15 protein-coding genes are annotated in these 12,398 nt (G+C 60.6%); 10 read left to right on the top strand and 5 right to left on the bottom strand.

All coding sequences use genetic code 11. The features are described from left to right. Positions 1-98: 98 nt before the first annotated feature. Positions 99-887, bottom strand: coding sequence for a cytochrome bc1 complex diheme cytochrome c subunit (qcrC, locus tag BLV41_RS07750; RefSeq protein ID WP_044572028.1), 789 nt, complete (start codon positions 885-887; stop codon positions 99-101). A 91-nt stretch (positions 888-978) separates the two neighbouring features. Then, the gene (gene ctaE / locus BLV41_RS07745; protein ID WP_083360655.1) at positions 979-1,617 is read right to left on the bottom strand and encodes an aa3-type cytochrome oxidase subunit III; all 639 of its coding nucleotides are present in this window, start codon (positions 1,615-1,617) and stop codon (positions 979-981) included. Positions 1,618-1,804: 187 nt separating this feature from the next. Here ctaE and trpD point away from each other — a divergent pair, with 187 nt between their 5' ends. After that, positions 1,805-2,869 carry an anthranilate phosphoribosyltransferase gene (trpD, locus tag BLV41_RS07740; RefSeq protein ID WP_074711243.1) on the top strand — a complete coding sequence of 355 codons (1,065 nt, stop codon included), beginning with the start codon at positions 1,805-1,807 and terminating at the stop codon, positions 2,867-2,869. Positions 2,870-2,911: 42 nt separating this feature from the next. On the opposite strand, the gene BLV41_RS07735 is transcribed toward trpD, so the two are convergent. Together BLV41_RS07735 and BLV41_RS07730 are read right to left on the bottom strand one after the other, a co-directional pair. After that, on the bottom strand, positions 2,912-3,193 hold the full coding sequence (locus tag BLV41_RS07735; protein WP_044572035.1) for an Lrp/AsnC family transcriptional regulator: 282 nt from the start codon (positions 3,191-3,193) through the stop codon (positions 2,912-2,914). 87 nt (positions 3,194-3,280) lie between these two features. Continuing rightward, positions 3,281-3,673: a DUF3054 domain-containing protein gene (locus BLV41_RS07730; RefSeq protein ID WP_074711242.1), complete on the bottom strand. Its 393-nt coding sequence runs from the start codon at positions 3,671-3,673 to the stop codon at positions 3,281-3,283. Positions 3,674-3,826: 153 nt separating this feature from the next. Between BLV41_RS07730 and BLV41_RS07725 the strand changes: the two genes are divergently transcribed. From BLV41_RS07725 to BLV41_RS07695, 7 genes are all read left to right on the top strand, one after another. Then, on the top strand, positions 3,827-4,300 hold the full coding sequence (locus tag BLV41_RS07725; protein ID WP_074711241.1) for a VOC family protein: 474 nt from the start codon (positions 3,827-3,829) through the stop codon (positions 4,298-4,300). A gap of 118 nt (positions 4,301-4,418) precedes the next feature. Further along, a complete protein-coding gene (locus BLV41_RS07720; RefSeq protein ID WP_074711240.1) occupies positions 4,419-5,165 on the top strand; it encodes a hypothetical protein in 747 nt (248 codons plus the stop codon). Then, a complete protein-coding gene (locus tag BLV41_RS07715; protein ID WP_074711239.1) occupies positions 5,162-5,773 on the top strand; it encodes a carboxymuconolactone decarboxylase family protein in 612 nt (203 codons plus the stop codon). Before BLV41_RS07720 ends, BLV41_RS07715 begins: the two co-directional genes overlap by 4 nt. A gap of 82 nt (positions 5,774-5,855) precedes the next feature. Beyond that, positions 5,856-7,403 (top strand): HD domain-containing phosphohydrolase, encoded by a 1,548-nt coding sequence (locus tag BLV41_RS07710; protein WP_074713183.1) that lies wholly within the window; start codon positions 5,856-5,858, stop codon positions 7,401-7,403. A gap of 215 nt (positions 7,404-7,618) precedes the next feature. Next, a complete protein-coding gene (locus tag BLV41_RS07705; RefSeq protein WP_074711238.1) occupies positions 7,619-8,083 on the top strand; it encodes a GatB/YqeY domain-containing protein in 465 nt (154 codons plus the stop codon). Between the two features lie 316 nt (positions 8,084-8,399). Then, positions 8,400-8,663 (top strand): hypothetical protein, encoded by a 264-nt coding sequence (locus BLV41_RS07700; RefSeq protein WP_044572047.1) that lies wholly within the window; start codon positions 8,400-8,402, stop codon positions 8,661-8,663. Between the two features lie 159 nt (positions 8,664-8,822). Next, on the top strand, positions 8,823-10,280 hold the full coding sequence (locus BLV41_RS07695; RefSeq protein ID WP_074711237.1) for a flotillin family protein: 1,458 nt from the start codon (positions 8,823-8,825) through the stop codon (positions 10,278-10,280). Between the two features lie 77 nt (positions 10,281-10,357). On the opposite strand, the gene BLV41_RS07690 is transcribed toward BLV41_RS07695, so the two are convergent. Then, positions 10,358-11,290: a threonine/serine dehydratase gene (locus BLV41_RS07690; protein ID WP_074711236.1), complete on the bottom strand. Its 933-nt coding sequence runs from the start codon at positions 11,288-11,290 to the stop codon at positions 10,358-10,360. Between the two features lie 50 nt (positions 11,291-11,340). Here BLV41_RS07690 and BLV41_RS07685 point away from each other — a divergent pair, with 50 nt between their 5' ends. Further along, the gene (locus tag BLV41_RS07685; RefSeq protein ID WP_074711235.1) at positions 11,341-12,030 is read left to right on the top strand and encodes an MBL fold metallo-hydrolase; all 690 of its coding nucleotides are present in this window, start codon (positions 11,341-11,343) and stop codon (positions 12,028-12,030) included. A 42-nt stretch (positions 12,031-12,072) separates the two neighbouring features. After that, the gene (locus BLV41_RS07680) at positions 12,073-12,396 is read left to right on the top strand and encodes a putative quinol monooxygenase (RefSeq protein WP_074711234.1); all 324 of its coding nucleotides are present in this window, start codon (positions 12,073-12,075) and stop codon (positions 12,394-12,396) included. Positions 12,397-12,398: the final 2 nt, after the last annotated feature.

Here is a 12,398-nt window from a genome sequence, read left to right as displayed (position 1 = left end):
AATCCCCTCATCCTTCTCTTATCCCGGTGATACCGGGGTCGTAATGTATGTTTCTGGCGGCTGCTACTGCAGCCAAAAAATTATCTAGCTAGTTGTTGCTAGGAGGTCCGTGACGTCAGCCAGATGGTGAAGCCGATGATGACACCCAGAACAGCAGTCCAGATGAACAGGCCTTCAGAGACCGGGCCCAGTGAGCCAAGCTTGGCGCCGCCGGGGTTGCCCTGGTTCTCGATGGTGTTCAAGAAGGTGATGATGTCGCGCTTGCCATCAGGGCTGATGTTGGCATCGTTGAAGACCGGCATGTTCTGCGGGCCGGTGACCATGGCGCTGTAGATGTGGCTGTTTGAGACGCCTTCGAGCGACGGTGCAAACTTGCCGCGGGTCAGGGCGCCACCGGCTGCGGCAGCGTTGTGGCACATGGCACAGTTCACGCGGAACAGCTCGCCACCAAGGGCAGCGTCGCCTTCACCGTCGAGGTATTCCTCGGCCGGCAGTGCCGGTCCATCGCCCAATGTGGCGACGTAAGCCGACAGCTCACGAGTCTGCTCAGTGGTGAACTGGGCGGGCTTCTTCAATGCCTGGGGTCCCTGCATCTGCATGGGCATACGGCCCGTGCCGACCTGGAAGTCAACAGCCGCAGCGCCTACGCCAGCCAAGGACGGTCCTGCGTCCGTGCCGCTGGCGCCAATGCCGTGACAGGTGGCGCAGTTGGCAACGAAGAGCTTCTCGCCCTCTTCTACCTGCTGCGCCGAGTAGGTGGTGGTATCGGCCTTGGCTTCATTCACTGTTGTGACAACGGCGTATAGCCCACCTGTCAACATGAGCCCCAAAACTAGCAGCGCTAGTGCGGCCAGCGGATGACGTCGCTTCTGCGAAAGTGCCTTCACTTGGTGGTTCCTTTGATCTATATCCAGCAGCCCCGGGAGAGGGCCGCAAATGCTAATTCTTACCGTGAGAGAAGAAAGCTAGTGGTGCGGCTTACTTCAAGACGTAGATGACCAAGAACAGGCCAATCCACACGACATCCACAAAGTGCCAGTAGTAAGAAGTCACGATCGCGCTGGTGGCTTCGAAGTGTCCAAACTTCTTGGCAGCGTAGGCGCGTCCGATGATGAGGAGGAATGCGATGAGTCCGCCGAGGACGTGCAGGCCGTGGAAGCCTGTGGTCATGTAGAAGGCAGAGCCATACGGGTTGGAATTCAGGGTTACGTGCTCGGAGGTCAGCATCGCGTATTCGGTCGCCTGACCGGCTACGAAAATGGCACCGAGGACGAAGGTCAACAGGAACCACTCCGTCATTCCCCACTTGGAGAACGCGAAGCGACTTCCGGTGCGGCGAGGCCGAAGGTTCTCAGCGGCAAACACGCCCATCTGGCAGCTGAATGAGCTGGAAACCAGAATAAGAGTGTTGACCAAAGCGAACGGGAAGTTCAGCTTGGCCGTTTCTTCAGCCCACATTCCACCCGTGGTGGAACGCAGCGTGAAGTACATGGCAAAAAGGCCGGCGAAGAACATCAGCTCACTGGACAGCCAAACTACGGTTCCTACAGAAACCAAGTTCGGTCGATTCAGCGTCGGATGCGCCGGGGTACTGGGGGCATGGGTCGCAGTTGTCACATAGACATTATGTCTATAAAACGCCAGAGTTCCCAATGCAAAACTCCGATTCACGGATCTTTTTCTACAAACTTGCGAAATTCCGGTGTATTCACAGCTTGGATCCAGCTGGCTATGCACAAGGGCGCGTCTTGTGTCAATGGTCACAAATGCTGAGGGGGTTGTACTTTGGACTAACATTTGGAAAGTGAATCAACTTCCCAACGCCCCATCCGAGACACCCACATGGCCGAATTTGATCGCTGCCTTGATCGCTAGGGAGAACCTCAGCCAAGAGGATACGGCGTGGGCCATGAATACGATCATGGCCGGGAATGCCACCGATGTGCAGATTGCCGGCTTCTTGGTGGCATTGCGCGCCAAGGGTGAAACGGTTGCGGAGGTGACGGGCCTGGTTGAGGCCATGTTGTCCAATGCCCGCCCACTGAACGTGAACTCCGAGGCCTTGGACATTGTTGGCACCGGTGGCGACAGGCTCAACACTGTCAACATTTCCACCATGGCGGCTTTGGTCTGTGCCGGTGCCGGCGCCACCATTGTCAAGCACGGCAACCGGGCATCGTCCTCGGCCGCAGGTTCTGCCGATGTCCTCGAAAGCCTCGGAGTCCGCCTGGACATGTCTTTGGAGCTGGTGGCTCAATCCGCTACCGATGTTGGAATCACTTTTTGCTTTGCAAACTTCTTCCACCCGTCCATGCGTTACGCGGCAGTGGCTCGGAAGGAAATCGGCGTTCCAACTGCCTTTAACTTTCTGGGTCCTCTTACCAATCCGGCTCATGTTGTGGCCTCGGCGATTGGTGTGGCCGATCCCCGCATGGCTCCGCTGATCGCCGGTGTCTTGGCCGCCAGAAACATTCGCGCACTGGTCTTCCGTGGGAGCGATGGCCTCGATGAGCTGACCACCACGGGCCCCTCCACTGTGTGGGAAGTGCGTGATGGTCAGGTTGCCGAGAGTCATTTCGACCCCCTGGATTTGGGAATTGCGCGCGCAACGATCGAAGACCTCCGCGGAAAAAACGCGCAGTACAACGCTGAGGTGGTTCGCAGGATCCTCGACGGTGAACGGTCCCCGATCCGAGACGCTGTCCTTTTGAACGCTGCAGCCGGACTCGTGGCTTATGACAGAACAGCATCAGGGCCCCTGCTCGAACGCATGAAGTTTGCCTTGGCCCGCGCCGAGGCGTCCATCGATGGTGGCGCGGCTGCCAATGTGCTCAAGTCCTGGGTGGAACTTAGCAGCCGCCCAGTTTAGTCGGGGCGGCCACCGCTGCGGCAACTGCCGCTGTAGGGGGAGCTAGCTGTCGATGCCGAGGGAAAACGCGGCGTCGAGGTCGTGCTGAGAGTAGGCGCGGAAAGAAATCTGCGTCGTGGTGGAAACCACTGACTTGACCTTGGAGAGCTTGTCGGCGATGACGTCGGCCAGATCCTCGTGCTTTGGAACGCGCGCAATGGCGATCAGGTCCCATTCGCCCGTCACGGAGTAAACCTCGCTGATGCCGGCAAGTTCGGAAATCTCTTGGGCGGACTCGGGAATCCGGGTTGCATCAGTTTTGATTAAGACAAAAGCGGTGATCACGGCAGGGGTCCTTATCTTCTGGTGAAGCATCTTGTGGTGTGGTGCTCGGTAATGCTGGACTCGATCGTATCCCACGCCATGGCGGGTTTAGGCGCGGGACGAGCGCTTGACGATGAGTTGTCCAACGGCTCGGTGGCCCAGCAGGAACAGACCAACAACAACGGTTGCGACGATGACAAAGGGCAGTTCGGCTGTTCGGCCGGACACGATGCGCAGGGCCATCCCGCCAGCGACCGTGATGAGCCACAGGCAAACTCCCTGCGGCCAGATGGTCAGTGGTGCTTTCCATGTGCGGCACACGAGCCAACCCAGGGCAAGGGCAACGAGGAAGGGCCAAGCGGTGAGGAAGACGCCACCGGCCGTCAGGGCTTCACTGTGAGAGCTGCGGCCAGATGCGGCGAAAATAAGCACGAGGACTAGATCCGCTGCGGCTGCGTATAAGACATGTGGTGGTCTGGGCGTTGTTTTTGATTGCGTCACGTATGGGAGTTTAGTCCCAATCCATTGGCCGCCAATGTCCGGCTCCCGCGAATCAATCTACTGGCCAGTAACTATTGTTGCCCCCTGCCTTGAGCCATAGGCTTTGGCTCATACCGTAAACAATCGCCCTCTGGGCTCAAGGATGTGGTGGACATGGCTGGAATTGGCACGTGCCTGTGGTTTGACGGACAGGCAGAAGAAGCAGCGAATTTCTATGTGGGGCTCTTCCCCAACTCGCGCATTCTGGACGCCTCGCGATGGGGCGATGACGGCCCGGGGGTTCCGGGAACGGTCCTGACTATTTCCTTTGAACTGGGTGGGCGTGGCTTCCGCGGTCTCAACGGCGGGCCACAGTTCAAATTTAACGAGGCAGTTTCCTTTGAGCTGTTCTTTGACACGCAAGCCGAGCTGGATGAGAAGTGGGAAGCGCTGACGGCCGACGGCGGCCAGGAGAGTCAGTGCGGCTGGCTCAAGGACAAATTCGGAGTGTCATGGCAGCTCATTCCGGCAATGCTCACGAGTGTCTTGGGCGGCCCGGATCCGGAAGGTGCGGCGCGTGCCATGCAGGCCATGATGGGTATGCAAAAACTTGACATCGCTGCGTTGCAATCAGCCTACGACGGCTAAGCCACGTGAGTCGTGCCGTGCAAAATCCCTGCACAAATAGGCGCTCCATGGGTCATCTGCCCCATGCCTAACCTGGGAGACGGTTCTAGGCTCTTCACATGATGTGAAGGAGCCCGCCATGTTTACCCCAACCCCTCAAGAATCCGCAGCCCAGGCCGAACGCCGCACCGCCTTGGAAAAGGATCCGGCTGAGCATTTTGCCGGCTACGCACTCATGGGCATGCCATTCAGCTCAGGCCACTACCTCGCTTTTCGCCGGTTCCCGGCCAGTTCCATTGGTCCCGGATATCACGCCGTGTGGCTGCGCACTCCGCAGGGCAGGTGGAGCATCTACGCGGATGCCCCATGGGAGGTTAGCTGCGCCCGGTACTTTGGTGCGGCCGTGGCGCACACTCACGTGGCTGGTGTTTCCGGTGACTGGAGCAGCCCGTGGCAGCTCATGGTGAGTGTGCCCGGCGTCGTCCGGTGGGAGATTGATCTCGGCACGTCGTGGGTCACGAGCCTGGCCACCGGCATGGCCCAGCGCATGCCCGCGGCCTGGTGGCGCAACGATCGGCTCTTGGGCGCCATGGGAACCTTGATGGGTCCGATGTTGAGCGCGGGCAGGATGAGCATGGCCGGTGTGGTCCCCAACGGCCAGTCGTTCCAGGCCAAGCCTCAGCGCATCTGGGCGGTGACGGGAAGTCGCGCCAGCATTGATGGATTCGACGCCGGCACGCCGAGGCCGCTGCCCGAGCAGGAACAGCTCGCCGATTTCTGGCTTCCGCAACGTGGATTGTTTGTGTCCGAGCTGAGCCTGCGCTTCCCCTCAACGGCGGTATCCCCGATGCCGGGAGCCGTGCAGGCCCATGGGCGGCAGTCATGAGCATCGTAGACACCGTCCCGCCAGAGCTTGCCACTGGTTTGCTCGCGGACATCTACGGGAGCGATGCACACGCACTGGGTTATGTCCCCAGCCACTCGCTGGTCATGGGGCTGCGTCCGGAAGCCTACGCCGCATGGAGGGCCCTGCAACAGGCCATTGCTGGGTCGCTAGGCCAGCGCCGGTATGAACTGGTCACATTGGCGGCGGCACAGGCACTGGGCTCCCGAGCTTGCCTGCTGGCCCATGTCAACAAGTCGCTGGGATTCATGGGTGAGGAGCAGCTTGTCAGGCTTATGCGCAACTATCGCGACGCCGGCTTGAGCGCTTCCGAGGTGGCCATGATGGACTTTGCCGCCAAGCTGAGCAGGAACGCTGCTGCCATGGACGACGCCGATTCCGTGTCCCTGCGACGCGCGGGCTTCAGCGACACGGAGATAGTGGACGTAACGCTGGCGGCGGCTGCCCGCAATTACTTCAGCAAGGCGCTGCAGGCACTTGCGGTCGAGGTGGATGTGCCGCCCGGGTTGAGCCCGGCAATGTTGTTGGCGGTGAATGAGACCCTCGCTGCGCAAGAACCCGCTACGGGAACGCCCACAGACGTAGAATGAGAAGGTGAATGACCATGGTTCGTTCATCGCCAAGCCGCCTTCTCCGAGTCTTGGGCCCGGGGGAGCAAAGGCGCGGGATCGTGTGCCTGGACCCACCCGGCCAGAACTTCTCGCAGCCTTGTCACTAGCCATCGATCTGGGCTTGGGTCAACCCATGGACCATATGCTCCGAGCCACCTTGCTAGGTATGCGCATTGCCAATCTCCTGGATATTGGCCTGGCTTCCCGCGAGCGCCTCTACTACGTGAATCTGTTGGCCTGGATTGGCTGCCATGCCGACTCCTTTGAGCTGGCGGCGCTTTTTGGGGACGACATATCTTTCCGTTCCGACTATTACCAGATCGATACCCACGGACTCCCCATGCTCTCGATGATGCTGCATCACACGGGGACCGGCATGCCACGCTTGCGGCGAACAGCTCAACAAACCCTGTTCACGGCGACAGCAAACACCGTAATGCGCGAACTCATCAGCTCGCACTGCACCTCGGCCGGTCAACTGGCAAGCAGGGTCGGCTTGGAAACAGGGATTCCAGAGGTTTTGCGTCATACCTTTGAACGATGGGATGGTCTCGGCCTTCCGGAAGGGAAGGCTGGTTTTGAAATCCCTCTGGAGATGCGCATTGCCCAGGTAGCGGACATGGCTGAGGTGTTCATCCGCACAGGAGGTGTTGACGCTGCGCTCGCCACGATGAGAGCGAGACGCGGCACGCAGTTCGATCCCGGGCTGGTGGACTTGTTCTGTGCCCATGCCGCAGACCTGACCGCAGGACTGTTTACCGCAGACCCATGGCCGGCCGCGATTGCCGCAGCACCTGAAGCGGCCGAGCTAAGTGGTGAAGAGCTGAACCGGGTACTAGGGGCCATGGGCGACTTCGCCGATCTGAAGTCACCATGGACGGCAGGGCACTCGAGATCCCTTGAGGCGTTGGCCGCCGCGGCTGCCCGGGAGCGCGGACTCAAGCCGGCCGACGTCGAACTTCTCCGCCGCGCCTCCTGGGTCCACGACCTTGGGCGCATGGGTGTGAGCAACGGGATCTGGGACAAACGCCAGCCTCTAGCCACCTTGGAGCGCGAACGCCTGGAGATGTACCCATACCTCACTGAACGGATCCTCGGCAGGATACCGGGCATGAGGCGCGTGGCAGCCATTGCTGGGGCACACCGTGAACGGCTGGACGGTTCCGGCTATCCGCGAGGCCTGGCGGGGGGAGATCTCGATGTCTGCCAACGCATGCTCGCCGCGGCCTGCTCCTTTCAGACCTCACTCGAGCCGCGTCCGCACAGGAAGGCCCTGACACCTCAAGCAGCCGGGAGACGGCTAAACGCCGAAGTGGCGGCAGGGCGCATAGACGGCGCCGCTGCCGAGGCCGTCTTGGTTGCTGCGGGGCACAGGGAAGGGCGACGACGCACCTCACCTTCCCCGCTCACCGAGCGGGAGATGGAGGTACTCACACTGATCTGCAGGGGTATGAACAACAAGCAGATAGGCGAAGAGCTGCTCATTGCCCCTAAGACGGCAAGGAACCACATAGAACACATCTATCTCAAGATCGGGGCCACCAATCGCGTCGCTGCCACGCTATATGCGCTGGACAACGGCCTATGGAGTAGGGCAGACACGGCTTGATCCGCGCTCGCAGGCAGCCAGTTCGAATATATGTTCTAACTTTGCGCGGAGTGTTCACCACAACAGCGCACCGTCCTGAAGACACGAGAACATGCGCTCGCCGGCAAGGGGCGGGTCTGCTGTCGACGTCGTCCGGACCGGGGGAGCGGCGAATAGGAGGATAATTGGCGGCAATGGCCACAAGGCTGAAGCATTTACCAGATTTAGGGGAATACATGTCCACGCTAAAGCAGCAGCTCAAGACGGACGTCGTCGCGCACATGAAGGCAGGCAACAAGATTGCCCTGACAACTGTCCGAAATGTCTTGGGTGAAATCGAGACGCGTGAAAAGGGCGGCAAGACTCCTGTTGACTTCGATGACGCGCAGGTCATCACGCTCCTGCAAAAAGAGGCCGCCAAGCGCCGTGACACGGCCGGCATCTACACCGAGGCCGGGGAGGCAGAGCGAGCCGTCGCTGAAATCGCCGAAGCCGAGGTCATCGAGGCCTACCTGCCCAAGCCCTTGAACGCAGAAGAAGCTGAAGGCATTGTGGATTCCATCATCACCGCGCTTGAGGCGGACCAGGGGAAGTTGTCCATGAAGCAAATGGGCTTGGCCATGAAGCCCATTACGGCTGAAATCGCCGGCCGCTTTGATGGCAAGGCAGTTTCGGAAATGGTGCGCAAGCGCCTGCAGTAGATTGCAGGATGCCTGGCGGAGACCTTTGTGAAATCTGGGCCGCGCAGGGACCCGCATTCAAGGACCCCTCAACGGTGCCTGAAGGCGGGTCTTTGTGTCGGTCCGGTTGTTTGGGGTTCGACCAAAACGCGGCTTGCGAAAAGCCGAGCATCCGAAATTTGTACTGGGTTGGTCATGGTGGATCAGGCATCGCGTTGGAGAATGCGCTTGCTGGCACTCTTTGTGAGAACCTTGGGTTTCACCCCGCTGACGATTCGGGGCCACACAACAGCATGTCCATTGCCATGAGACGTGCGCCAAGCGAGGCGGAAGCTCCATGATTGAACTGAAGCAAGACAACGATGGGTTCGTGCGCATGAGCCGGCACTTCCCGGCCAAGACCCTCATCTCCATCACCTTCACCGACGGAACCGTGGGCGAATACACGGGCCGGCGCATGAATGAGATCTACGACGAGTCCCTGGCCGCATTCCGCCTCGGGAACAATTTGGATGCCAAGGGATTCAAGCGCAACGACCCAAGAATTCACCGGCGAAATGGCGTAGACGTGGTCCCCGTTCACGCCGGCATGGCACCCTAGCAGCGCAACGCAGTCCGGGGTGAAAACCCCGGCGTTTGTGCCGACTTTGTACCAACTATTACGCCATCATATGGATATTTCGCTCAGATTCCGTAGGCTCTAAGGTAACCAGGCGGGCTTGCAATCCCGAAGAGGCCGCCGTGAAACCCGAAAGGTCTCATGTTACTGTCACTGATTCCCGTGATCATTGGTGCAGCGGTGCTGTTGGTGATCGTCGTCATCGGCGCCGTCATCTCCCGCATGGCCCTGCATATTGCCAGCCCCGACCAGGCCCTGGTGATCTCCTCCAAGGACAACAAGTCCCAGCCGGATCCGAACAGCCAGCGGGTTGTATTTGGCCGAATTTTTATCAATCCCTTCACGCAGCGGGCGTACCCGCTCTCGCTCGCTTCGCGCCAGGTGGCCTTGAAGATTGAGGCCATCTCGCAAAACGGCATCAAGCTGCACCTCACGGGCGTGGCGCAGGTCAAGGTTGGTGGCGACGCCGATTCGGTTCGCAAGGCCGCCCAGCGTTTCCTCAACCAGCAAGACGCGATCGATCACTACACGCAGGAGACCCTGTCCGGTTCGCTGCGGTCCATCGTGGGAACACTGACCGTGGAATCCATCATCAAGGACCGTGCCACCTTCGCCAAGAGCGTCAAGGAAGAAGCCGAGCACTCCATGCACAACCAGGGTCTGGAGATCGACACCTTCCAGATTCAGTCCGTGGATGATGACTCCGGCTACCTCATCAACTTGGGCCGCCCTGAGGCTGCCTTGGCGGAGAAGAACGCGAAGATTGCCGAGGCCCAGTTCCTCCAGGAGGCGGAGCAGGCCAAGGCCCTCGCCGACGAGCAGGTGGCGCTGGCCCAGCAGCAGCTGATCATCAAGCGCGCCGAACTCAAGGAAGAAGCGGACGCCCGCCAGGCCCGCGCAGATGCTGCCGGCCCGCTGGCCGCAGCGGAACAAAACGAGCAGGTCATCATCCGCGACCAGCAGGTGGCCCTGCGCCGCGCCGAGCTGCGTGAACGCGAGCTCGACACCGAGGTTCGCAAGCCCGCGGACGCCGAGAAGTACCGCTTGATTCAGCAGGCTGATGCAAAGCTTGAGGAACGACGCCGAGCCTCCGAGGCCGCGGAGATCGAAGCCACCGTGGAACTCGCCAAGCGCAAGCTCACGGCCGAGGGCGACAGGGTTGCTGCTGAGGCCGACGCCGCGGCCAACACTGCCCGAGGCAACGCTGACGCGTCCGTCATCAAGACTCGTGGACAAGCCGAGGCCGACTCCACACAGGCCAAGGGATTGGCGGAGGCTGCCGGTATCGCGGCCCAGGCCGAAGCCTACGAGAAGTTCAACGAGGCGGCCATCCTGAGCAAGGTCCTGGAAGTGCTCCCGGCCATGGCTCGCGAGGTGGCCGCCCCCATGGCCGCCATCAAGGACATGACAGTCATCTCCAACGACGGCGCAAGCCAGTTGAGCAAGAACGTCTCCAATGGCGTTCAGCAAACCACCCAGCTGATCAAGGACCAGACCGGTCTGGACATCATTGCCCTGTTGCAGGGCGTTGTGGGCGGTTCCAAGGCGGCGGATCCGGCGCCCGCCGTGGCTCCCGAGGAACTCGAGCCAGCCGAGTAGCCCTGGTATTTGAAAGGCCGACGGCGGCGCACCCCTCGTTCTCCAGGGGTGCGCCGCCGTCGGCCTTTGTTGTGGGCTTACAGCCCTGCAGGATCGGTATTGGCCCCGCACAGGATCACGGCAACACGCTCATCCACGGCAGGCACGTACACCCCGGCATGGAGGGCAGCAAAGGCCGCCGCCGCGCCATGTTCCAACGCGATCCGGTAGTTCTCCCAAAGGAACGTCCTGGCCGCGATAATCTGCTCGTCATTCACCAGCAGGCTACGAACGCCCGTGCGCACGGCAACATCAAAACCAATGGCACCGATCTTGCGCGCGCCCAGGGAATCGGCGGCGATGCCTGATACCTCCACGTCCACGGGCTTACCCGCGGCAATGGCGGCGTGCAGGCTCGGCGCATTGCTGGGTTCCACGGCAACAGTCTGGGCGCGTCCCTCCAATGCGGCGGCAACACCGGCCATGAGGCCACCGCCGCCCACGGCAACCAGCACAGTGTCCACCGCGCCCAGCTGTTCCAAGAGTTCAATTCCAATGGTGCCTGCCCCGGACGCGATCTCGATCTGATCGTAGGCGTGACAGTAGAGCGCACCGGTCTCGGCCACGAACGCCATGGCCAACTCAAACGCATCGGCATATTGGGCGCCGTCCTGCACCACGGTGGCTCCGGCAGCACGGAGCTTGGCCACCTTCACAGCGGGGGAGGACAACGGCACAAAGACGGTTGCGGGAACTCCCAGCTCAGCGGCCGCATACGCGTTGGCCAAGCCAGCGTTGCCTCCCGAGGCCACGGCAATACCAACGCTGGGGTCAATCTCGCCACGTTCCTGGGCGCTCAGCACTCGGTTGAAGGCGCCGCGAACCTTAAACGTGCCCGTCTTTTGTAAAAATTCGCACTTAAGCCATACCTGGCCGGGGGAGTGGGCCGAATCTAGTTTCATCACCGGGGTGCGGCGCACTTGCCCGGCAATACGGGCCGCGGCCAGCTCTACATCAGCGAGGGTGATCATGAGGCATTGTCCTTGAACTCGGAAGGTGGGCACAGCGCTAGGCTGTACCAATGACTGTTCAATCCTCGCTGATCCATGACCTGTCCGCGCACACGGTCCGCCGTTTGGTTGTCTCCGCCATGTACAACAACGTGTATTTGATCACTTCAAAGACCACAGGTGCCCAGATCCTCATTGACGCAGCGGATGACCTTCCTGCCATCAATGTCTTGCTGGCGGATGCGGCCGGCGACGCGATCGTTCCCACCAAATTGGCCATGATCGCCACAACCCACCAGCATTGGGACCACGTACGTGCCTTGGCCGCCCTCGCAGGCCAGTCCGGAGCACCCACGGCCGCCGGAGCCGATGACATTGCCGGGATCGATGCCGAAGCCGGTGTGCTGATCGGCCATGCTTTGCACAATGCTGGCACCTTGGAGGTCCCGGGCATTAAACTGGCAACCACTCACCTGCGTGGGCACACCCCTGGTTCCATGGCCTATGTCTTGCGTGAAGACACGGTTCAGGAGGCCGGGAACGGCAAGACTCTGATCTTCAGCGGAGACTCCCTCTTCCCCGGCGGTGTAGGCAACACGGACAAGGACCCGAAACGTTTTACCCAACTGCTCGACGACGTCCAGGAGCGCCTGTTCGCAGCATATGGGGATGAGGCAATCGTCCTGCCCGGTCACGGTGATGCAACAACCCTTGGCGCGGAACGCCCGTCCCTTCCCGAGTGGCGCGAACGCGGCTGGTAAGGACCAAGCAAATCGGAACAAGATGGACGGTAAACTGGGAACATGTATTTCATTGTTGTTAAATTTCAAGTCAAGCCCGATGCCTCCGAAACTTTCATGGAGCTGGTTAAGCCCTTCACCGAGGCAACCCGCGCCGAACCCGGCAACCTCTGGTTCGACTGGTCACGCAGCGTGGAAAACCTCAACGAGTTCGTCCTTGTAGAGGCATTCCTGGACGATGACGCGGCAGGCACCCACGTCTCAAGCGCACACTTTGCGGCGGGGATGGATTCCATGCGCCCGGCTCTCGTTTCAACGCCGAAGATTGTCTCCCGCAAGGTTGACGGCAGCGACTGGGACAGCATGGGCGAATTGCAGATCGGCTAATT

This window comes from Arthrobacter alpinus, assembly GCF_900105965.1.
Taxonomy (GTDB): Bacteria; Actinomycetota; Actinomycetes; order Actinomycetales; family Micrococcaceae; genus Specibacter; species Specibacter alpinus.
This window is presented reverse-complemented; position numbering and strand designations above follow the sequence as displayed.